At 61.3% G+C, this 21,008-nt stretch carries 17 protein-coding genes and 1 other RNA gene; 4 read left to right on the top strand and 14 right to left on the bottom strand.

The window, feature by feature from the left end; translation table 11 throughout:
* The 9 genes from mraY to rsmI form a co-directional block, all read right to left on the bottom strand.
* Positions 1 to 1,083 carry a phospho-N-acetylmuramoyl-pentapeptide-transferase gene (gene mraY / locus HBO12_RS06700; protein WP_029297824.1) on the bottom strand — a complete coding sequence of 361 codons (1,083 nt, stop codon included), beginning with the start codon at positions 1,081 to 1,083 and terminating at the stop codon, positions 1 to 3.
* Positions 1,083 to 2,453, bottom strand: coding sequence for a UDP-N-acetylmuramoyl-tripeptide--D-alanyl-D-alanine ligase (locus HBO12_RS06695; protein WP_170041755.1), 1,371 nt, complete (start codon positions 2,451 to 2,453; stop codon positions 1,083 to 1,085). Before HBO12_RS06695 ends, mraY begins: the two co-directional genes overlap by 1 nt.
* Positions 2,446 to 3,909, bottom strand: coding sequence for a UDP-N-acetylmuramoyl-L-alanyl-D-glutamate--2,6-diaminopimelate ligase (locus tag HBO12_RS06690; RefSeq protein WP_170041754.1), 1,464 nt, complete (start codon positions 3,907 to 3,909; stop codon positions 2,446 to 2,448). The genes HBO12_RS06695 and HBO12_RS06690 overlap by 8 nt, the downstream gene beginning before the upstream one ends.
* Positions 3,909 to 5,651 (bottom strand): peptidoglycan D,D-transpeptidase FtsI family protein, encoded by a 1,743-nt coding sequence (locus HBO12_RS06685; protein ID WP_170041954.1) that lies wholly within the window; start codon positions 5,649 to 5,651, stop codon positions 3,909 to 3,911. The genes HBO12_RS06690 and HBO12_RS06685 overlap by 1 nt, the downstream gene beginning before the upstream one ends.
* A complete protein-coding gene (gene ftsL / locus HBO12_RS06680; RefSeq protein ID WP_169956357.1) occupies positions 5,651 to 5,944 on the bottom strand; it encodes a cell division protein FtsL in 294 nt (97 codons plus the stop codon). The genes HBO12_RS06685 and ftsL overlap by 1 nt, the downstream gene beginning before the upstream one ends.
* On the bottom strand, positions 5,941 to 6,888 hold the full coding sequence (rsmH, locus tag HBO12_RS06675) for a 16S rRNA (cytosine(1402)-N(4))-methyltransferase RsmH (RefSeq protein ID WP_463671602.1): 948 nt from the start codon (positions 6,886 to 6,888) through the stop codon (positions 5,941 to 5,943). The genes ftsL and rsmH overlap by 4 nt, the downstream gene beginning before the upstream one ends.
* The gene (gene mraZ, locus HBO12_RS06670; protein WP_003171868.1) at positions 6,885 to 7,340 is read right to left on the bottom strand and encodes a division/cell wall cluster transcriptional repressor MraZ; all 456 of its coding nucleotides are present in this window, start codon (positions 7,338 to 7,340) and stop codon (positions 6,885 to 6,887) included. Before mraZ ends, rsmH begins: the two co-directional genes overlap by 4 nt.
* Before the next feature lie 355 nt (positions 7,341 to 7,695).
* An RNA gene (gene rnpB / locus HBO12_RS06665) (RNase P RNA component class A) lies at positions 7,696 to 8,049 on the bottom strand.
* Between the two features lie 95 nt (positions 8,050 to 8,144).
* Positions 8,145 to 9,017: a 16S rRNA (cytidine(1402)-2'-O)-methyltransferase gene (rsmI, locus tag HBO12_RS06660; RefSeq protein ID WP_169956359.1), complete on the bottom strand. Its 873-nt coding sequence runs from the start codon at positions 9,015 to 9,017 to the stop codon at positions 8,145 to 8,147.
* Between the two features lie 219 nt (positions 9,018 to 9,236).
* On the opposite strand from rsmI, the gene HBO12_RS06655 reads away from it, so the two are divergent.
* The 4 genes from HBO12_RS06655 to HBO12_RS06640 all read left to right on the top strand — a co-directional run bounded on the left by HBO12_RS06655 (position 9,237) and on the right by HBO12_RS06640 (position 12,695).
* Entirely contained in the window at positions 9,237 to 11,048 is a 1,812-nt protein-coding gene (locus HBO12_RS06655) for a penicillin-binding protein activator (protein WP_170041753.1), read from the top strand.
* Entirely contained in the window at positions 11,048 to 11,419 is a 372-nt protein-coding gene (locus HBO12_RS06650; RefSeq protein ID WP_170041752.1) for a YraN family protein, read from the top strand. The genes HBO12_RS06655 and HBO12_RS06650 overlap by 1 nt, the downstream gene beginning before the upstream one ends.
* Positions 11,420 to 11,523: 104 nt before the next feature.
* Positions 11,524 to 12,117: a phosphoheptose isomerase gene (locus tag HBO12_RS06645; RefSeq protein WP_003171862.1), complete on the top strand. Its 594-nt coding sequence runs from the start codon at positions 11,524 to 11,526 to the stop codon at positions 12,115 to 12,117.
* Positions 12,114 to 12,695 carry a BON domain-containing protein gene (locus HBO12_RS06640; RefSeq protein WP_169956365.1) on the top strand — a complete coding sequence of 194 codons (582 nt, stop codon included), beginning with the start codon at positions 12,114 to 12,116 and terminating at the stop codon, positions 12,693 to 12,695. The genes HBO12_RS06645 and HBO12_RS06640 overlap by 4 nt, the downstream gene beginning before the upstream one ends.
* Positions 12,696 to 12,763: 68 nt before the next feature.
* Here the strand turns inward: HBO12_RS06640 and HBO12_RS06635 are convergent, their stop codons facing one another.
* From HBO12_RS06635 to HBO12_RS06615, 5 genes are all read right to left on the bottom strand, one after another.
* Positions 12,764 to 13,525, bottom strand: coding sequence for a YiaD family glycine zipper/OmpA-like lipoprotein (locus HBO12_RS06635; RefSeq protein WP_029297808.1), 762 nt, complete (start codon positions 13,523 to 13,525; stop codon positions 12,764 to 12,766).
* Between the two features lie 166 nt (positions 13,526 to 13,691).
* A complete protein-coding gene (locus tag HBO12_RS06630) occupies positions 13,692 to 14,336 on the bottom strand; it encodes an MBL fold metallo-hydrolase (protein WP_169956366.1) in 645 nt (214 codons plus the stop codon).
* A gap of 12 nt (positions 14,337 to 14,348) precedes the next feature.
* Entirely contained in the window at positions 14,349 to 16,538 is a 2,190-nt protein-coding gene (locus HBO12_RS06625; protein WP_169956368.1) for an OsmC domain/YcaO domain-containing protein, read from the bottom strand.
* Between the two features lie 72 nt (positions 16,539 to 16,610).
* Positions 16,611 to 19,349 (bottom strand): LuxR C-terminal-related transcriptional regulator, encoded by a 2,739-nt coding sequence (locus HBO12_RS06620; RefSeq protein WP_170041751.1) that lies wholly within the window; start codon positions 19,347 to 19,349, stop codon positions 16,611 to 16,613.
* A 259-nt stretch (positions 19,350 to 19,608) separates the two neighbouring features.
* The gene (locus tag HBO12_RS06615) at positions 19,609 to 20,973 is read right to left on the bottom strand and encodes a DUF1329 domain-containing protein (protein WP_169956372.1); all 1,365 of its coding nucleotides are present in this window, start codon (positions 20,971 to 20,973) and stop codon (positions 19,609 to 19,611) included.
* Positions 20,974 to 21,008 lie beyond the last annotated feature (35 nt).

Below are 21,008 nucleotides of genomic sequence, written 5' to 3'. Positions count from 1 at the left end.
CTACCTCAGTTTCAGGGTGGCAAGGCCAACCAGCACAAGAATCACGGTGATGATCCAGAAACGGACGATCACCCGTGGCTCCGGCCAGCCCTTGAGTTCAAAGTGGTGATGAATCGGCGCCATGCGAAACACGCGGCGGCCGGTCAACTTGAAGGACGCAACCTGGATCACCACCGACAGGGTCTCCATCACGAACACGCCGCCCATGATGAACAGGACGATTTCCTGGCGCACGATCACGGCAATGGTGCCCAGGGCCGCACCCAGCGCCAGGGCGCCGACGTCGCCCATGAACACCTGGGCCGGATAGGTGTTGAACCACAGGAAGCCCAGCCCGGCACCGATCAGCGCGCCGCAGAACACAATCAATTCACCCGCGCCCGGTACATACGGGATCAGCAGGTATTCAGCGAATTTCACGTTACCCGACAGGTAGCAGAAGATGCCCAGGGCGCCGCCCACCATGACGGTCGGCATGATCGCCAGGCCATCAAGGCCATCGGTCAGGTTGACCGCGTTGCTGGAGCCGACGATCACAAAGTAGGTCAGCACCACGAAGCCAATACCCAGCGGGATACTGGCGTCCTTGAGCATCGGGAAAATCAGGGTGGTTTCCACCGCGCTTGGCGCAGTCATATAAAGGAAGATCGCCGCGCCCAGGCCGAACACCGATTGCCAGAAATACTTCCAGCGGCTTGGCAGGCCCTTGGAGTTCTTCTCGATCACCTTGCGGTAGTCATCGACCCAGCCGATGGCGCCGAACAGCAGGGTCACCAGCAACACCACCCAGACGTAGCGGTTGGCCAGGTCGGCCCAGAGCAAGGTGCTGATGCCGATGGACGACAGGATCAACGCACCGCCCATGGTCGGTGTGCCGGACTTGGACAGGTGCGACTGCGGGCCGTCATTACGCACGGACTGGCCGATCTGCAGGTTTTGCAGGGTACGGATCATCCATGGCCCGAGAAACAGCGACAAACACAGCGCGGTCAGCACACCCAGGATCCCGCGCAGGGTCAGGTACTGAAAGACCGCGAAGCCTTTGTGGAACTGTTGCAGATACTCAGCCAGCAGCAGCAGCATTAATGTTTCTCCGTACTTGAGCCACACAAGGCCGCGACGACGTTTTCCATCACCGCGCTGCGCGATCCCTTGATCAAAATAGTTGTGTGTTTGTCTTGTTCGACCACGCCCAGCGCCTGGATCAACTCGGCCTGGGTCGCGAAGTGCCGCGCGCCCAAACCGAAAGCGGCGACGGCATGGGCCATGTTCGGGCCGACGGCGTAGAGGGCGTCGACTTTGCCACTGGCGTAGGCACCGACTTCACGGTGGGACTGTTCGGCCCATTCGCCCAGCTCGGCGATATCCCCCAGCACCAGTACCTTGCGACCGTCGAAGCCTTTGAGCAGGTCAATGGCCGCGCAGATCGAGGACTGGTTGGCGTTGTAAGTGTCGTCAATCACGCGCATGCCGTTGGTCGCCAATTGCGCCACGGTACGGCCCTTGACCGGTTGCACTGCGCCAAGGCCGGTGGCAATGCCGAACAGCGACACGCCCAGGGCGTAAGCCGCGGCGGCGGCGGCCAGGGCGTTGGCAACGTTATGGTTGCCCAGCAGGTTCAGTTGCACGTGTTCGTCACCTTGCGGGCTGTGCAGGGTGAAGGCCGGGCAGCCACGGGCGTCGAGCGTGATGTTCGATGCATGGAAATCGGCCGCGGCGTTGTGCACGGCGAAGCTCAGGACCTTGCGCCCGGCGGCACGTACACGCCAGGTTTCGAAGGCCTTGTCATCGAGGTTCAATACGGCGATGCCGGAAGCGTCCAGCCCCTCAAGGATTTCACCCTTGGCCTGGACGATCTTCTCGGGGCCGCCAAACTCGCCAACGTGGGCGGTACCGGCGTTGTTGATAATCGCAACGTGTGGCCGGGTCATGGCCACCGTGTAGGCAATTTCGCCAATGCGCGACGCGCCCAGCTCGATCACGGCGGCGGTATGTTCCGGGGCCAGTTCCAGCAGGGTCAGCGGTGCGCCAAAATCATTGTTGAGGTTGCCACGGGTCGCCAGCACCGGCCCGCGCGTGCGCAGGATACCGGCGAGCAGTTCCTTGACCGTGGTCTTGCCGCTGGAACCGGTGATCGCCGCCACCGGGTTGGTGAACGCTGCGCGGTTCAGTGCACCCAGCTGGCCAAGGGCCAGGCGGGTGTCGGCCACCAGCAACTGCGGCAGTGTCGAGTCAGTGACTTCACGCTGCACCAGGGCGCCGACCGCGCCTTTGGCGGCCACCTCATTCAAATAGTCATGCCCGTCGAAGCGCGGGCCGGCCAGGGCGACGAACAGTTGCCCCGGCTTGATGTTGCGACTGTCGATACTGACGCCGTCGAAGCTGCAATCACTCGACAACACACGGGCCGACAAAGCCTGGGTCAGTTCGCTGAACTGCATGGCCTTAAGCATGGGCCACCTCCCATGCGGTCAAGGCGCGATCGGCCTCGACCAGATCGGAGAAAGCATGGCGCTCGCCGTTGATTTCCTGGTAGTCCTCATGGCCTTTACCGGCCAGGACCACCACGTCGTCAGCGCTGGCGCTGGCAATCAACTGGGCAATGGCGGCGGCGCGGCCGGCAACAAAAGTCACTTGGGAGGCGTCTTTGAAGCCTGCGCGGATATCGTCGAAAATCTGGCTCGGCGCTTCGCTGCGCGGGTTGTCATCGGTGACCAGCACGCCGTCGGCCAGGCGCTCGACGATCTCGGCCATCAGCGGGCGTTTGCCGCGATCGCGGTCGCCGCCGCAGCCGAACAGGCACAACAACTTGCCCTTGGCATGAGGACGCAGGGCTTCGAGGACTTTTTCCAGGGCATCCGGGGTGTGGGCGTAATCGACCACCACCAGCGGTTGCGTCCCGCCGCCCAGGCGCTGCATGCGCCCGGCCGGGCCTTCGAGCTTGGGCAATACGCGCAGGATTTCATCCAGGGCATAATCCAGACCCAGCAAGGCGCCGATGGCTGCGAGCACGTTGCTCAGGTTGAAGCGACCGAGCAAGGTGCTGCGCAGATGGTGTTCGCCCTGGGGCGTAACCAGCGTTGCGAGTACGCCTTCATCGTTGAACTGGGCTTCGCGGCAATACAGGTAGGCGCTGGAATCTTCCAGGCTGTAGCTGATCAGGCGCGCTTCGCTTTTTTCGGCGGCCAGTTGGCGACCGAATGCGTCATCGAGGTTCACGACGCGGCACTTCAGGTCAGTCCAGCCGAACAGCTTGGCCTTGGCGGCGGCGTACGCCTCCATGCTGCCGTGGTAGTCCAGGTGGTCGCGGGACAGGTTGGTCATCACCGCCACGTCGAACGCCAGCGCAGTCACCCGGCCCTGGTCCAGGCCGTGGGACGACACTTCCATGGCGACGGCCTTGGCCCCGGCCTTTTTCAGGTCGGCCAGGGTCGCCTGCACGGCGATCGGGTTCGGCGTGGTATGCAGGCCGCTTTGCAGCGCGCCGTAGAAACCGGTGCCCAGGGTGCCGACGATGCCGCAGTGCTGGCCTAGCAGGTCCAGCGCCTGGGCCACCAGTTGGGTGACGCTGGTCTTGCCGTTGGTGCCGGTGACGCCGATCAGGTTGAGTTGACGGCTCGGGTCGCCATAAAAACGCCCGGCGATATCCGACAACTGCGCCGCCAGGCCCTTGACCGGAATCAACGGCACATCGGTAATCGGCAATACGGTGGCGCCTTCTACTTCATAGGCCACGGCCGCCGCGCCGCGCTGCAAGGCGTCGGCGATATGCGCACGGCCATCGAACTTGCCGCCCGGCACAGCCAGGAACAGGTCGCCGGCGCGTACGTTACGGCTGTCCAGGCTCAGTTCACGAATCAATAGGTCGCGACCAGCGTGGGCGAAAATCTTGTTCAGGCTAAGAGACATCAGCCGCGCCCTCCATTGGCTTTTACAGCAGCGGCCGGTGGTCCGGCGTTGGCTTGTTGGGTCGGCGGCAGGTTGTCCGGCGTGATGTTCATCAAGCGCAGGGTGCCGGACATGACTTTGCTGAATACGGGAGCCGAGACCAGGCCACCGAAGTAACCGGCCTTGCTCGGTTCGTCGATGACCACCACGATGGCGTAGCGCGGATCGCTCATCGGGCCGAAGCCGGCGAACAGCGAACGGTAGGAGTTTTCGGCATAGCCCTTGGTGCCCACCGAAGTCTTACGCGCCGTACCGGACTTGCCGGCCACGTGATAGGCCGGCACCTGGGCACGGAACACGCCGCGCGGTGCCTCGATCACTTGCTGCAGCATGGTCTGCATGGTCTTGGCGACGTTTTCCGGGATGACCTGTTCGGATTTCGGCGCTTCGTCAACGTGGATCAGGCTCAATGGCGTCATGCGGCCATTGTTGGCCAGCACGGAAAAGGCATGGGCCAGCTGGATCGCGGTCACCGACAGGCCATAGCCGTAGGACAGGGTCGCGGTCTCGGCCTTGCGCCACTCACGGTAGTTGGGCAGGTTGCCGACGCGCTCGCCCGGGAAGTCCAGGCCCGTGGGCTGGCCGAGGCCGATCTTCTGCGCCAGGTGGTAGATGGTCTCGCCGCCGATATCAAAGGCGACTTTACTCATGCCCACGTTACTGGAGTTGATCAGGATGCCGGTCAGGTCCAGCACCGGGCCTTCGCTACGGGATACGTCGCGGATGGTGTATTTGCCCAGTTGCAGGGTGCCGGGATAGACCTCGACCTTGTCGGTCGGTTTCCAGCGCCCGGACTCCAGGGCCGCACTCATGGAGATGGCTTTCATGGTCGAACCCGGCTCGAACACGTCGATCATCGCGCGGTTGCGCATCATCGCCGGTTGCAGGTTGCGACGGTTATTCGGGTTGTAGGTCGGCTGGTTGACCATGGCGAGGATCTCACCGGTCTTCACGTCCATGATCACCAGGCTGCCGGCCTTGGCGCCGTTCTCAATGATGGCGTTACGCAGCTCACGGTTGGCCAGGTATTGCAGGCGCAGGTCAATCGACAACGCCAAGGGCTTACCGGCCTTGGCGTTTTTGGTGACCTGGACATCCTTGATCAGTCTGCCGCGTCGATCCTTGATGACCTGCCGTTTGCCGGGAACCCCGGCCAGCCATTCGTCGTAGGCAAGTTCCACCCCTTCGCGGCCATGGTCATCAATGTCGGTGAAGCCGACCATATGGGCAGTGGTCTCGCCGGCCGGGTAGAAACGCCGGAATTCCTCGATGCCGTAGACACCGGGGATTTTCAGGTCGAGCACGCCTTGCCCCTGTTCAGGGGTGAGGCCGCGAACCAGATAGATGAATTCTTTATTGGCCTGGGCTTCAAGGCGCTCTTTAAGGGCCCTGGGATCCTGGCCGAGGGCGTGGGCCAGCTCGGTCCACTTGTCCTTGGCCACTTGCAGTTCCTTGGCGTTGGCCCACAGGGTGGTCACCGGGGTACTGACAGCCAGGGGCTCGCCGTTACGGTCGGTGATCAGGCCGCGGTGCGCAGGAATCGGGATATGACGCAGGCTACGGGCATCGCCCTGGCCGATCAGGAAGTCGCGGTCCACCACCTGCAGGTCGACGATGCGCCAGGCAATCGCGCCCACCATCAGTGCGAGCAAGCCCAGCACGACGCGGAAGCGCCACGGGTAGAGTGCGCCTTCGAGTTTCATCATGGCGCCACCATGCGGACTTCAGCCGCGCCAGGAATGTGCATCTTCAGCTGTTCGGCGGCCAGCACTTCGATGCGGCTGTGGGCCGTCCAGGTGCTTTGTTCCAGGATCAACCGGCCCCACTCCGCCTGCGCCTTGTCGCGCACGCTCAACTCGCCGTACAGGCTATTGAGCAACTGGCGATTCCAGTGGGCGCTGTAGGACACCGCAATCGCGGACACCAGCACGCCGACAAACAGCAGCAACATAAAGAAGCTGCCGCCCGGCAGGGGCTTGGCGAAAAGCTTGCTCACCGCAGCTTCTCCGCAACGCGCATGACGGCGCTGCGAGCACGTGGGTTGGCCTTGAGTTCGGCTTCGGAGGCGAACTGCGCTTTGCCATGGATTTTGATTTTCGGCACAAAGGCTTCGAAACGTACCGGCAGGTTGCGCGGCAGGTTATCGGTCTCGCCCTTGACCAGGCGACGCATGAACAATTTGACGATGCGGTCTTCCAGGGAGTGGAAGCTGATCACCACCAGGCGACCGCCCACTTCCAGGGATTCCAGGGCAGCCTCGAGGCCGGCCTCAAGGTCACCCAATTCGTTGTTGACGTGAATGCGCAGGCCCTGGAACGCACGGGTTGCCGGGTTCTTGCCCTTTTCCCACGCCGGGTTGGCGACTTTCAGCACTTCGGCCAGGTCGGCAGTGCGTTCGAACGGCTGGATTTCCCGGCGCTCGACCACGGCACGCGCCATGCGGCCGGCGAATCGCTCTTCGCCGTATTCCTTGAACACACGGGTGATTTCTTCGTGAGGTGCGGTGGCGATGAACTGCGCGGCGCTGATGCCACGGCTCGGGTCCATGCGCATGTCCAGCGGGCCATCATTCATGAAACTGAAGCCGCGCTCAGGGTCGTCCAACTGCGGCGACGACACGCCCAGGTCCAGCAAGACCCCGGCCACCTTGCCCGCCATGCCCCGCTCGGCGACTTCAGCGCCCAGCTCGGCAAAGCTGCGCTGCACAACGACAAAGCGGCCGTCTTCGGCCGCTAGCGCTTGCCCGGTGGCAATCGCCTGGGGATCCTTGTCGAACCCGAGGAGCTTGCCCTGCGGGCCGAGCTGGCTGAGGATCAACCGACTGTGCCCGCCGCGCCCGAACGTGCCATCCAGATAGCAGCCATCAGGGCGCACGGCGAGAGCCTCGACGGCTTCGTCAAGCAGCACGGTGATGTGGTTAAAGCCGCTATCAATAGTCACAGGATCAAATCACGCAGTTCATCAGGCATGGCGCCCGGTTGTTGAATAGCAGCCAGGTCAGCTGCAGACACAGCATCCCAGGCATCTTCGTCCCACAATTGGAACTTGTTCAGTTGGCCTACCAGCATCGCGCGCTTATCGAGCTTGGCGTATTCGCGCAGACGCGGTGGAACCAGGAAACGACCACTGCCATCGAGTTCGAGATCGACGGCATTACCAATCAGCAAACGTTGCAGGCGACGGTTTTCTTCACGCAACGAAGGCAGAGCGCGCAACTTGGTTTCAATCAACTCCCACTCATCGAGGGGGTAAACACACAAACAGGGATCAACGGCATCAATCGTGATGATTAATTGCCCGGAACTTCGCGAAATGAGCTCGTCACGATACCGGCTCGGCATGGCGAGACGGCCTTTTGCATCGAGACTTATAGCGTTAGCTCCGCGAAACACAGATGCGTTTCTCCAAATTTTAGCGTTTTACGTTCAAAAAACCCACTTTGTGCCACTTTCCGCCACTTGCGCACACTATAGGAATGCGCCCACCACACCGTCAAGGCGCGGATTAAAGGAAAAGCCTTACAGAACGGAGATTTAGGAGCGCAAAAGGAGGAGAAACGAGAGTTCGGCGATGTTTTTGACTCAACAACCCCAAATAGCTCAAAGAGCTAGAGCTTGAACTTAAAGTAATTTATTAAGAGTAAGATTTTTTCGGTATTACGAAGACGCATCTGCCAATGATTTGGCAGGGAGGGATTCTTGCGTTACTACCTGGTTTCTGCCCGAGACTCGTGCAGAAGGAAAAAAGGTGGAGAGTCGATCTATAAGCCGGGTTCTGTCTTGAACAGTCATTCGTCTACGATGGCCATCACTGGACATCTTTAGCAACCTACCCGGTTCCAGCGCGGGCCACGCCTTGGAACCCTATTTGGTCTTGCTCCAAGTGGGGTTTACCTAGCCACGAACTGTTGCCAGTCGCGCGGTGCGCTCTTACCGCACCTTTTCACCCTTACCGGCACCGAAGTGCTTAGGCGGTTATTTTCTGTGGCACTTTCCGTAGGCTCACGCCCCCCAGGCATTACCTGGCACTTCGCCCTATGGAGCCCGGACTTTCCTCCCCCCCCTAATTTTCATAGAGGGCAGCGACTGTCCAATCGACTCTCCGCCGCGAAGGTTAACGGCACGGACGTCTTAGAACAAGTATTAAAAGACAGCATTGCCATCATGTTCCGACGTCGTGCACGTCAAACCCAGGAACTATTCGCTCTTTTGTTTATCAAGTGCGGCCTGATACAACACGTTCTTGCGCACACCGGTGATTTCTGCGGCCAGGGCTGCGGCACGCTTGAGCGGCATTTCCTTGAGCAACAGGTCCAGCACGCGCATGGCCTCGCTACCCACGGCATCTTCACTTTCCGGCGCCGTCCAGCCCGCAACCAGCACCACGCACTCGCCACGCTGCTGATTGCTGTCGCCCTCGACAAACCCACGCAGCTCTTCCAGCGGCAGGCCCTTGAGGGTTTCAAAGGTCTTGGTCAGCTCCCGCGCCAGCAAGGCCAGGCGTTCGCCACCGAAGACCAGCTCCATGTCTTGCAGGCACTCAAGGATACGGTGCGGCGCCTCATAGAAGATCAGGGTGCGCGGCTCTTCCTTTAACAACTCCAGGCGCGCCCGGCGCCCTACGGCCTTGGCCGGCAGGAAACCTTCGAAGATAAAACGATCCGACGGTAAGCCCGCCGCCGAAAGGGCTGCAATCAACGCGCACGCCCCGGGAACCGGGACTACATTGATACCTGCGGCCCGCGCCTGGCGGACCAGGTGATAACCAGGATCGGAGATCAGCGGGGTACCGGCATCGGAGATCAACGCCACGTCATCGCCCGCGAGCAGGCGGGTAATAAAGCGGCTGCCTTCGTCACGTTCGTTGTGCTCATGGCAGGCCGCCAGGGGCGTGGCGATACCGAAGTGCTGCATCAGGCGCAGCGAGTGCCGGGTGTCTTCGGCCGCAATCAACTTGGCTTCACGCAACACTTTCAGCGCCCGCGCACTGATGTCGTCCAGGTTGCCAATGGGCGTCGCCACCACAAAAAGCGAGCCAGCAGTGGAATTCAAAGGACCTGGAGCAGTCAAAGCGCACACCTCGATGATTGGCAAAAGCCATATTGTAGCGCGTAGACGTCAAGAAAATGCGCCGACGGGGTCGCGTCCAGACGGTCTGTTTGCGGCGGTTACTGACGCCCTGCAACATTTAAACGATCTAAATAGACGGTTTCACGCCAGTAACATCGCGCCCCGGCCAGTGCTTGGGTACAATTCCACGCTAATTTGATCGGTATCAGGAACACTTACATGATCGCTTGCCTGCGGCTGTTCTCTGCCCTTTGCCTGGCTGCCCTGTTGGCGGCTTGCGCAAGCTCGCCCTCGTCAAGCCTTGGCGAACTCCCACGGACCCCGGATGCCACCATCGAGCAACTGCTCGAACAGGCGACCTCGGCCAAGACCCCGGAAAAAGCTGCACTGCTGCGCCTGAGCGCGGCAGACATGGCCTTCCATCAGAACAATCCAGGACGCTCCGCGCAGATCCTCGCGCAAGTGCCACTGGACAGCCTCAAGCCTGCCGCCCAGGTTTTTGCCAGCACCCTGTCGGCAGAACTGGCCATGACCCGCAACCAGCCCAAGGCTGCGTTGACGGCGTTGAGCCATCCGAGCCTGCAAAGCCTCAAGGAGTTGCCGCCGGAGCAGCAGGTCCGCACCGGCACCGTGCATGCCCGCGCCTATGAAGCCGACGGCCAGACCCTGGCCGCCGCCCGCGAACGCGTGGCCATGGCCCCGTTGCTGACGGGCGATGCCGCCACCAGCAACCATGAAGCCATCTGGAGCCTGATTGCCGCCGTGCCTGGCGAGCAGTTGCAGGCCAGCGGCAACCCGGTCCTCGACGGCTGGATCAGCCTGGCCCAGGCCGTGAAGAACGCCGGCACCCTGGAGCAGCAGCAAGCCGCCATCGACACCTGGCGTGCGCAGAACCCTGCGCACCCGGCGGCAGTGCAACTGCCAATGCCGCTGTCCCGGCTCAAGGAACTGGCCAGCCAGCCATTGAACAAGATCGCCCTGCTGTTGCCGCAACAAGGCCCGCTGGCCAGCGTGGCCAAGGCCCTGCGTGAAGGCTTCATGGCCGCGCACTACCAGGCGCAACAGGCCGGGCAGAAGCCGCCGGTCATCGAGTTCTATGACAGCTCGCGCGTCAGCTCCATCGATGAGTTCTACAAAAAGGCCCAGGCTGACGGCGTGCAATTGGTCATCGGCCCGTTGGAGAAGCCGCTGGTCAAACAACTCAGCGCCCGCCCGCAACTGCCCATCACCACCCTGGCCCTGAACTACAGCGAAGGCGACCAAGCCCCCGCGCAACTGTTCCAGTTCGGCCTGGCTGCCGAGGACGAAGCCCGCGAAGTGTCGCGTCGCGCCCGCGCCGACGGCCTGCACCGCGCGGCGGCCATGGTGCCGAAAGGCGAATGGGGCGACCGCGTGCTCAAGGCCTTCCGCCAGGACTGGGAAGCCAATGGCGGCACCCTGATTGGGGTCGAACATGTCGACCAGCCTGTGGCCTTGGCCCAGCAAATCGCCGACCTGTTCAAGCTGCGCCAGAGCGAAGGTCGCGCCAAGAGCCTGCAAAGCACGGTTGGCGCGGATGTCGCGGCACAGCCATCGCGTCGCCAGGACATCGAGTTCATCTTCCTCGCCGTGACGCCGCAACAGGCCCAGCAGATCAAGCCAACGCTGAACTTCCAATACGCAGGCGATGTGCCGGTGTATGCCACTTCCCACGTGTTCAGTGCCAGCGGCGACAAGAACCAGTACAACGACATGAACGGCATCATGTTCTGTGAAACGCCGTGGCTGCTCAACACCACCGATCCACTGCGCAACCAGGTCACCGCCCAATGGCCACAAGCCAATGGCAGCCTGGGCCGCCTGTACGCCATGGGCGTGGATGCCTACCGCCTGGCGCCGCGCCTGGGTCAGCTCAAGGCACTGCCTGATACCCGTATCGATGGTCTTTCCGGCAACCTGGGCATGAGCCCGAGCCAGCGGATCGAACGCCAGATGCCGTGGGCCAAGTTTGTCAGTGGCCAGGTCGAACGCCTGCCCGATACCCCGCGCTGATGCCCTTACGCTCCAGCGCACAAAGCGGCAAGGATGCCGAACAACAAGCTCTTGAACACTTGCAGCAACAGGGTCTGCGCCTGCTGGCGCAGAACTGGTTGTGTAAACGCGGCGAGCTTGATCTGGTCATGCTTGACGGCGATACAGTAGTATTTGTCGAAGTCCGCTACAGAAAATACGCACAATGGGGTGGTGCGCTCGCCAGTATCGACGAGCGCAAACGTCAAAAGCTGATACTCGCCGCGCAGTTTTTCCTGCTCAGTGAGTGTCGCTGGGCTGACTCCCCCTGCCGTTTCGATGTGGTTGCCATACAAAGCACCCCCCACGGAACCGCTGATCTGCACTGGCTGCGCAACGCCTTCGACGGCTGAGTGTTACCGGTACCGATCAGACATCTTCACCGCACACTTTTGCTCTTTGCTTTGCGGGCTGCACATTCGTGTGCCATACAGCCGCGCTACTTAAGGTCACACAGATGGACATGCAATCCCGAATTCGCCAGCTTTTCCAGGCCAGTATCGATACCAAGCAACAGGCGATGGACGTACTTGCACCGCACATCGAGCAAGCCAGCCAGGTCATGGTCAACGCCCTGCTCAACGAAGGCAAAATGCTTTCGTGCGGCAACGGTGGTTCGGCCGGCGACGCCCAGCACTTTTCCTCCGAACTGCTCAACCGCTTTGAGCGCGAGCGGCCGAGCCTGCCGGCTATCGCCTTGACCACCGATTCGTCGACGATCACCTCGATCGCCAACGACTACAGCTACAACGAAATTTTTTCCAAACAAATCCGCGCCCTCGGCCAACCGGGCGATGTGTTGCTGGCCATTTCCACCAGCGGCAACTCGGCGAACATTATTCAGGCGATCCAGGCCGCACATGATCGCGAAATGATTGTCGTAGCATTGACCGGGCGCGACGGCGGCGGTATGGCCTCGCTGCTGCTACCCGAGGATGTGGAGATCCGCGTCCCGGCCAATGTCACTGCACGTATTCAGGAAGTCCATCTGCTGACGATCCACTGCCTGTGCGATCTGATCGACAGCCAACTGTTCGGGAGTGAAGAATGACCGTTAACCGCCTCAGCCTTATAGCCATCACGCTGTGCCTCGCTATCAGCGGCTGCACCTCGGCCATCACTGCGACCCGCGACACCCCTATCCAGGACGACCGTGGCACACGCACTTTTGGCAGCAAGATCGATGACTCGCTGATCGAGACCAAGGTCGGCGTCAACGTTGCCAAGGCCGCCCCCGACCTGGGCAACGGCGCATCGCGTATCGTCGTGACCAGCTTCAACGGCATCGTGCTGCTCGCCGGGCAAACCCCGCGCGCCGACCTCAAGACCCAAGCCGAACAGGCAGCCTCAACCGTGCAACGGGTGAAAAAGGTCCACAACGAACTGCAGGTCGCGCAGCCCATCACCCTGCTGGCAATCAGCAATGACGCCGTGCTGACCACCAAGATCAAGGCCCAGATGCTCACCGACAGCGCAATTCCCGGCTCGCGGATCAAGGTTGTGACGGACAACGGCATCGTCTACCTCATGGGCCTGCTGACCCAGCAGGAAGCAACCCGCGCCACCAACCTGGTACAGGGTGTGTCCGGGGTACAGAAAATTGTGAAACTGTTCGAATACATCGACTGACGTAAACGCCAGCCACAAAAAAGGGCGCCGTGCATTGACTGCACGGCGCCCTTTTTATTGGCTGACGGTTACTGGTACTGCTGGTACGGATTGCCTTGGAACTGGTTGTTCTGCTGCTGTTGCTGCGCAGGCTGGCCATACTGCTGGCCGGGGATCGGGCCGAGGTTGACCTCCACGCGACGGTTCTGCGCACGACCGTTGACGTCGGCGTTGCTGGCAATCGGGTTATCCGGGCCGGCACCACGGGTGGTCAGGTTGGTCGGGCTGACACCTTGGGACGTCAGGTAATTGGCCACGCTTTGCGCACGACGCTGGGACAGGTCCATGTTCAGTTGGCGGCTGCCGGTGCTGTCGGTGTAGCCGACGATCTGGATGGTGTTCTGGTTGAACTGCTTGAGTGACCCAGCCAGGTTGTTCAGCGGGGTGTAGAAGCTGCTGGCGATAGCATCGGAGTTGGTCGCAAACGTGATGTTGCCCGGCATGATCAACTTGATCTGGTCACCCTGGCGCTGCACCTCAACGCCGGTGTTGGCCATGCTTTCACGCAGTTTCTTTTCCTGCTGGTCAGCGTAATAGCCATAACCCGCAGCGCCGATACCGGCTACCGCTGCGCCGATCAGCGCGCCTTTGCCACGGTTGTTATGGTCAATGGCTGCACCGGCCAACGCACCCGCCAGCGCGCCGAGGCCGCCGTATTTGGCGGTTTTGCTCATGCCTTGCGAACCGTTGTCCGCCTGTCCCTGGCTGCCATCGTAAGGGTTAGGGGAAGCACAGCCCGACAATAGGGCTACCGCGGTAGCAACAACAAGCAGACGACGCGAAGTGAACATGAAGGAAGCTCCTACTTTTGCATTCTGTGATGCAGAGGACATTGGCAATGGACCTGTGCCGAGTTTGGAACGCGACAAACGGTAAAAATTCCGTACTCCGCCGCGCACCTGTGACAAAAGATAAACGCCGGCACGCTCACCTAAACCCTAGCAGAGCCTCGCGCTGTCAGGCCCTGACAAACGGATTTTCGCGCATTTCATCCCCCAGGCGCGTATCCGGGCCATGCCCGGTCACCACGGTCGCCCCTTCGTCCAGGGTATAAAGCCGCTGCTTGATCGACCGCACGATGGTCGCCTGGTCGCCGCCCCACAAATCCGTGCGCCCTACCCCGCGCCGGAACAAGGTATCGCCGGCGATCAGCAGCTTGGCATCGGCAAACCAGAAACTCATCGAGCCCGGCGTATGCCCAGGCGTGTGCAAGGCGACGCCGCAGCCACAGGCCAGCTCTTCATCATCGGCCAGCCAGCGATCCGGCGACGGCACCGGGGTGTAGGGCACACCGAACATCTGGCACTGCATTTCGAGGTTATCCCACAGGAACTGATCCTCTTTGTGCAGGTGCAGCGTGGCGCCGGTCTTTTCTTTCAACTGGCCGGAGGCCAGGAAATGATCCAGGTGCGCATGGGTGTGGATGATGCTCACCACCTTCAAGCCCAGTGCGTCGAGGCGTGCCAGGATCAGCTCATGGTTGCCGCCCGGATCGACCACGATGGCCTTCTTGCTGATCGGGTCGCCGATGATCGTGCAGTTGCACTGCAACGGGCCGACGGGGAAGGTTTCGCGGATCAGTCCAGGGGTTGCGATTTGCATAAGGAATCCCTTCTAGCTGTTGGCCCGTGCCGCGTGCAGTTTTTTGTAGCTGTCGATCAACCGCAGGTGCCGGTCCAGCCCTTCCAGCTTCATACTGGTTGGGGTCAGGCCATAAAAGCGCACGCTGCCATCCACCGAACCAATGGCGGCGTCCATGCGCTCGTTGCCAAACATCCGGCGGAAATTGGCCTCGTAGTCTTCCAGTTCCAAATCCTCGTCCAACTGCATCTCCAGCACTGCATTCACCGCCTGGTAGAACAGGCCGCGTTCGACGGTGTTGTCGTTGTATTGCAGGAACATCTCCACCGCTTCCTTCGCCTCTTCAAACTGCTGCAAGGCGAGATAGATCAGCAGCTTCAGCTCCAGGATCGTCAACTGGCCCCAGGCGGTGTTGTCGTCGAACTCGATGCCGATCAGGGTGGTGATATCGGTGTAGTCATCCAGTTCGCTTTCCACCAGGCGCTCGACCAGCGCTTGGAGGCCCTCTTCATCCAGGCTGTGCAGGTTCAAGATATCGGCGCGGAAGAACAGCGCCTTGTTGGTGTTATCCCAGATCAGGTCGTCCACCGGATAGATTTCCGAATAGTCCGGTACCAGGATCCGGCAAGCCTTGGCGCCGATATGCTCGTACACCGCCATGTAGACCTGCTTGCCCATGCCTTCGAGAATGCCGAACAGGGTGGCAGCCTCCTCGGCGTTGGAGTCTTCGCCCTGGCCGGAGAAATCCCACTCCACGAACGCGTAATCGGACTTGGCACTGAAGAAACGCCACGACACCACGCCGCTGGAGTCGATGAAGTGTTCGACAAAGTTGTTCGGCTCGGTCACCGCATGCCCCTCAAAGGTCGGCTGCGGCAAGTCGTTCAAACCTTCGAAACTACGGCCCTGGAGCAACTCGGTCAGGCTGCGCTCCAGCGCCACTTCCAGGCTTGGGTGGGCGCCAAACGAGGCAAATACGCCGCCGGTGCGCGGGTTCATCAGGGTCACGCACATCACCGGGAACTCGCCGCCCAGGGACGCATCCTTGACCAGCACCGGGAAGCCCTGCTCTTCGAGGGCCTGGATACCGGCGAGGATGCTTGGGTATTTGGCCAGCACGTCGGCCGGCACATCCGGCAGGGCAAATTCACCTTCGATGATTTCGCGCTTTACCGCGCGCTCGAAGATCTCCGACAGGCACTGCACCTGCGCCTCGGCCAGGGTATTACCGGCACTCATGCCGTTGCTCAGGTACAGGTTTTCGATCAGGTTGGAGGGGAAATACACCACCTCGCCGTCAGACTGGCGCACAAACGGCAGTGAGACGATACCACGCTCTTCATTGCCGGAGTTGGTGTCGATCAGGTGCGAACCGCGCAACTCGCCATCGCGGTTGTAGATCTTCAGGCAGTACTCATCGAGAATTTCAGTCGGCAGCGCGTCTTTGCGGCCCGGCTTGAACCAGCGCTCGTCCGGGTAGTGCACAAACGCCGCGTTGGCGATGTCTTCGCCCCAGAATTGATCGTTGTAGAAGAAGTTGCAGTTCAGGCGCTCGATAAACTCGCCCAACGCCGACGCCAGTGCGCCTTCCTTGGTCGCGCCCTTGCCGTTGGTAAAGCACATCGGCGAATGGGCATCGCGGATATGCAGCGACCAGACATTGGGCACGATATTGCGCCACGAAGCGATTTCAATCTTCATGCCCAGGCCCGCCAGAATGGCCGACATGTTGGCGATGGTCTGCTCCAGCGGCAGGTCCTTGCCCGCAATATAGGTACCCGCGTCTGACGCAGAAGCCGGCATCAGCAACGCCTGGGCGTCGGCGTCGAGGTTTTCTACCTCTTCGATGACAAACTCAGGCCCGGCCTGTACCACTTTCTTTACCGTACAGCGGTCGATGGAGCGCAGGATGCCCTGGCGATCCTTATCGGAAATATCGGCAGGCAACTCGACTTGAATCTTGAAGATCTGGTTGTAGCGGTTTTCCGGGTCGACAATATTGTTCTGCGACAGGCGGATATTGTCCGTGGGGATATTGCGCGTGCTGCAGTACAACTTCACAAAGTAAGCCGCACACAACGCCGACGAAGCCAGGAAGTAGTCGAACGGACCGGGGGCCGAGCCATCGCCCTTGTAGCGAATCGGCTGGTCGGCCACCACGGTGAAGTCGTCGAACTTGGCTTCAAGCCGGAGGTTGTCGAGAAAATTGACCTTGATTTCCATGCGGGATTACCAGAATAGCGGAGCAAACGAATTGGCCGCCATTATCCGGCTTTTGCGGCGCAAGTCTCCCCCTTACCCCAACAACCCCATCTCCTGCGCCCGCGCGACGGCTTGGGTACGGCGCTCCACTCCCAGTTTGCTGTTGATATGGCTGGCGTGGGTCTTGACGGTGTGCAGCGAGATAAACAGCTGGTTGCTGATTTCCTGGTTGGAACACCCTTGGGCGATCAACTGCAGCACCGCCAGCTCACGGGCGCTCAAGGTTTCGCCGGTGTGGGTGATTTCGATCGGTTCGCGCGGGGCAACTACCGGCAGCAGGGCCCACAGGCTTTGCCGCAGCAGGTCATTCGGCGCCTGGCCCAGCTGCTCGCGCATCCAGTCCGGATAACGTTCCAGCAAACGTTGGAAGGGTTGCAACGCACCGCCGCTCGCCACTTGCAGGGCGCGGGCAAAAACCGGGCGGGCCGATGCAGCCTGACCGTCATCCAGCAACAACAGCACGTACTGGTTCAGGGCCATCACTGCGATCATCTGCTGGCCTTTGCCTTCAGCTTGCCGGGCGAGTGCATCGAGCCGGCGCAGGGCGTTTTCGGCGTGGCCACGAATGGCATCCAGGGCCGCCTGCTGCAATTCGATATGTTGCGGCAGATGTGGATGAAACTCCGGGGCGGCGGCAGCCTGGTCGCCGTTGTAGGTTTGCCCCAGCCGCGCCAGCCAGGCATCGGCCAGGTCCGTACGGCCCTGGGCCAGCCACAACTCGCATTTGATCAATGTGATCATGGCCAGGTAGTAAATCGGCGGCACATCCCAGATATGCATCAGCCGCTCGGCTTCGGCCAGCTCGGCAAAGGCCTTGGGGAAATCACCACGGCGCCCCTCGAGGTTGGCGATGACACAGTGGCCGATCAACACGCTGATATCCCGGCAGGCGCGAGCCTCGGCTAACCCGGCACGCAGGCGCAACAGCCCGGCTTCGGGCTGGCAACGCATCAGCAGCAGGAACCCTTCGTACAGCGACAGGCGCGCACGCACCGCATACAGGCGCTGGGGCGCCAGGCCCTGCAAGCGTTGCAGGCCCTCGCGCACCTCGTCCAGGGAGCGCAGGATTTCCCCGCGCGCCTGCAACACCCGCGCCCGATCGTAATGGGCCAGGGCCTCGAACAGCGGGTTGCCGACACGTTGCGCCAGCTCCAGGGAGTCGCGATTCAAGCCGCGTGCGCGCCACAGGTCGGCGTCGACGATGGCCAGGTTCGACAGGGTCGAAAGGCACATCAAGCGCTGGCCGTAACGCTTGAGCGGCAGGCTTTCCAGGGCTTCGCTGCAATACAGCTGGGTCAGCTCGCGATTGCCGCGCCCACGGGCAATGATGCCACTGAGGGCCAGCCACTGGGCGAGCATCGACTTCTGCGCCGTGGCCGACGGTGCCGGCAGGAAGCGGCTTAGATGGCTGGACAGTTCTTCTGCGGCGTCCAACTGACAGGCCAGCCCCAGCGCCCAGCTGTAGAGCACGATCAAGCGGGGCGTGCTGATCAATAGGCTGTCGGGCAAGTCCATCTTCCAGCGTAGGAGCATGCCGACATTCTGTTCAGCCAGCAGTTGCTCTTCAGACAGGTTCTGCACCAGGTTCGCCGCTACATCCAGATGTCCGGCGCGCAGGGCCTGTTCCACGGCCTCATCGAGCAAGCCCTGGGCATTAAACCAGCGACAGGCGCGCAAGTGCAGGCTGGCGGCCGGTAGCATCGCATTCGGCGAGCGCCGGGTGCGCAGCAAGTCGGAAAACAAGTGGTGATAGCGGTACCAGTGACCCTGTTCGTCCAGCGGCACCAGGAATACCTGATGAGCTTGCAGGTAACGCAGGATTTCCGCGCTGTCATGTGCCTCGCGCACCGCATCGCAAAGCTCGCTGCAAAAACGCTCCTGGGAGGCGGTGTCGTATAAGAACGCCTGGACTTCCGGCGGCAGGCAATCGATCACCTCTTCCAGCAGATAGTCACGGATCAGCCCTTCGCCACCATGCAGGCCTTGGGGCAGGTTGGCCTCGCTGCCGGCTTCGGCGGCCGCCAGCAACCAGAAGCGCAGGCCGGCCACCCAGCCTTCGCTGCGGCGGATCAGGTTGTCCAGTGCCTCACCGCGCAACGAACTGCTGTGGCGGTCAAGCAAGGCCAGGGATTCGTCGTTGGTCAGGCGCAGGTCTTGCTCATGCAACTCCAGCAGATGCCGGGACAAACGCAACCGCGCCAAATGCCAGTCGGGACGCTGGCGGCTGGTAACCAGCACCAACAAGCCATCAGGCAAATGATTGAGGAAAAATTGCAGGCAGCGATCCAGCACCGGCCCCTGGGCCAGGTGGTAGTCATCCAGCACCAGTAATAACGGCGTGCGTGTGGATAGATGGACGGTCAATTCGTCGAGCAAGCCATCGAGCCATTCTTCAAAGGCAAACGGCTGGTGGCGCTGACGCATTTTCAGCAGGCCCAGGGCCTGGCTGCCTACTTGCGGGAAATACTGTTGCAGCCCCTCCAGCAGGCGCTCAAGGAAACGCCCCGGATCACTGTCCCGCGCACTGAGGCCCAGCCACAGGCTTTGCCAGTGATCCGGCAGGCTTTGGCAGAATTCCACCGCCAGCGAGCTCTTGCCGAACCCGGCTGGCGCGCTAACCAGCAGTAAACGGCCCTCCAGGCCCGCGCTCAGGCGCTCGCAAAGGCGTGGGCGCAGCACATAGCCATCAGGCAGTGGGGGTCGATAGAAGCGCCCTTCCAGCGTGGGGATTACCGCACTGGCAGGCCCTTGGATTGGGGACAGATCAGTCATCGCCGGGCTCTTGTAGTAGGCTGTGGTCGGCATTGCAGATGTCCGCAGACTAGCGTTAAAACCCGTCGCTTTGTAGATCTTTGCAACATTTGTCTGAAAAAGACTACAACAAGAAATAACCAGCGATGTTCAGCCCCCCCCCAAACAAATGTAGGAGCTGGCTTGCCTGCGATGGCATCGCCTCGGTATGTCAGATAGACCGAGGTGATGCCATCGCTGGCAAGCCAGCTCCTACAGAGGCCAACGTGTTTACTGCACGTTAGCGAACACCGTCCTGGCGCAGGGCCGCCGGGGTGAAGTCTTTGGTGGTGGCGGTGAAGCCGAAGTCATAGGCCTTTTTCTCTTCGTTCTTCATGCCCAGTGCCAGGTAGCGGCCGGACTGCAGGTCGTAGAGGGTTTCCAGGGCGTACCACGGCACTTGCTTGTCGTAGTAGTTCTCGCCATGGGCTTCAGCCACGCGCCACAGCTGGCCACGACCGTCGTAGTGGTCGATCACAGCCGCTTGCCAGGTGTCTTCATCGATGTAGAAGTCACGTTTGGCGTAGATATGGCGCTGGCCCTCCTTCAGGGTTGCGACCACGTGCCAGACGCGGCGCAGTTCATAGCGTGCCAGGTCCTGGTTGATGTGCCCGGCCTTGATGATGTCGGAGTACTTGAGCTTCGGATCGTCGAGCTTGTAGCTGTTGGACGCGATGTAGATTTCCTTCTTGCCTTCCAGCTTCCAGTCGTAGCGATCCGGCGCACCGTTGTACATGTCGAGGTTGTCGGAGGTACGCAGGCCATCGGCAGCGGTACCCGGCCCGTCATAGGACACTTGCGGCGCCCGGCGTACACGGCGCTGGCCGGCGTTGTAGACCCACGCCGCGCGCGGTTCCTTCACCTGGTCCAGGGTCTCGTGCACCAGCAATACACCACCGGCCAGGCGCGCCGGGGCGGTCACTTGCTGCTTGAAGTAGAACAGGATGTTGCCCGGGTTTTTCGGGTCGTAGTCCTTCATCTTGTCGCGGAACACGAACTGATCCTGGAAGTACACCAGGCTGTACGAGCCGTTGGCCTGTGGCGTGGCCTGGGTCACCAGGCGCGTGACGCTGCCGCCGCGATAACGGGTGATGTGGTTCCAGATCACCTCGACCCCGCTTTTCGGGATCGGGAACGGAATCGCGGTCTCGAAGTTTTCCAGGCCGTTACCGCCACCTACCAGGTTGGTGCTGGTGGCGTTTTTCTTGATGGCGGCGAACACTTCCGGCGGCACGGTGGCGCCGCGATGGGTGGTGTACACCGGCATCTTGAAGGTTTCGGGGTAGCGCTTGAACATCGCGTACTGCCCAGGGGCCAGCTTGTCTTTGTACTGCTCGACGTTTTGCGCGGTGATGGTGAACTGCGGCTGCTCGCTGGCATACGGGTTGGCCAGGAAGCCCTTGGCATCCACGGCGCCGGCGTTGGTCGGCAGGGCTTTCCAGGCCGGGATGGTGCCGGCAGCGTTGCCGGCCATTTCCGCGCCCATCGGGGTCAATGTGGTGCCCAGCTTGGCGGCTTCATCCGCCGAGACCGCCGCCATGACGCTGCTGGCCATGATCGACAGTCCCAGCACACCCACGTGCAACAGACTTTTGGTTATTTTCATGTTCTGGTCTTCCTGAAAATACTGACTGCTTAAAG

This window comes from Pseudomonas sp. WS 5059 (assembly GCF_012985525.1).
Lineage (GTDB): Bacteria > Pseudomonadota > Gammaproteobacteria > Pseudomonadales > Pseudomonadaceae > Aquipseudomonas.
Note: the sequence above shows the minus strand (reverse complement) of the source record. Positions and strands in the feature narration are given on the sequence as shown.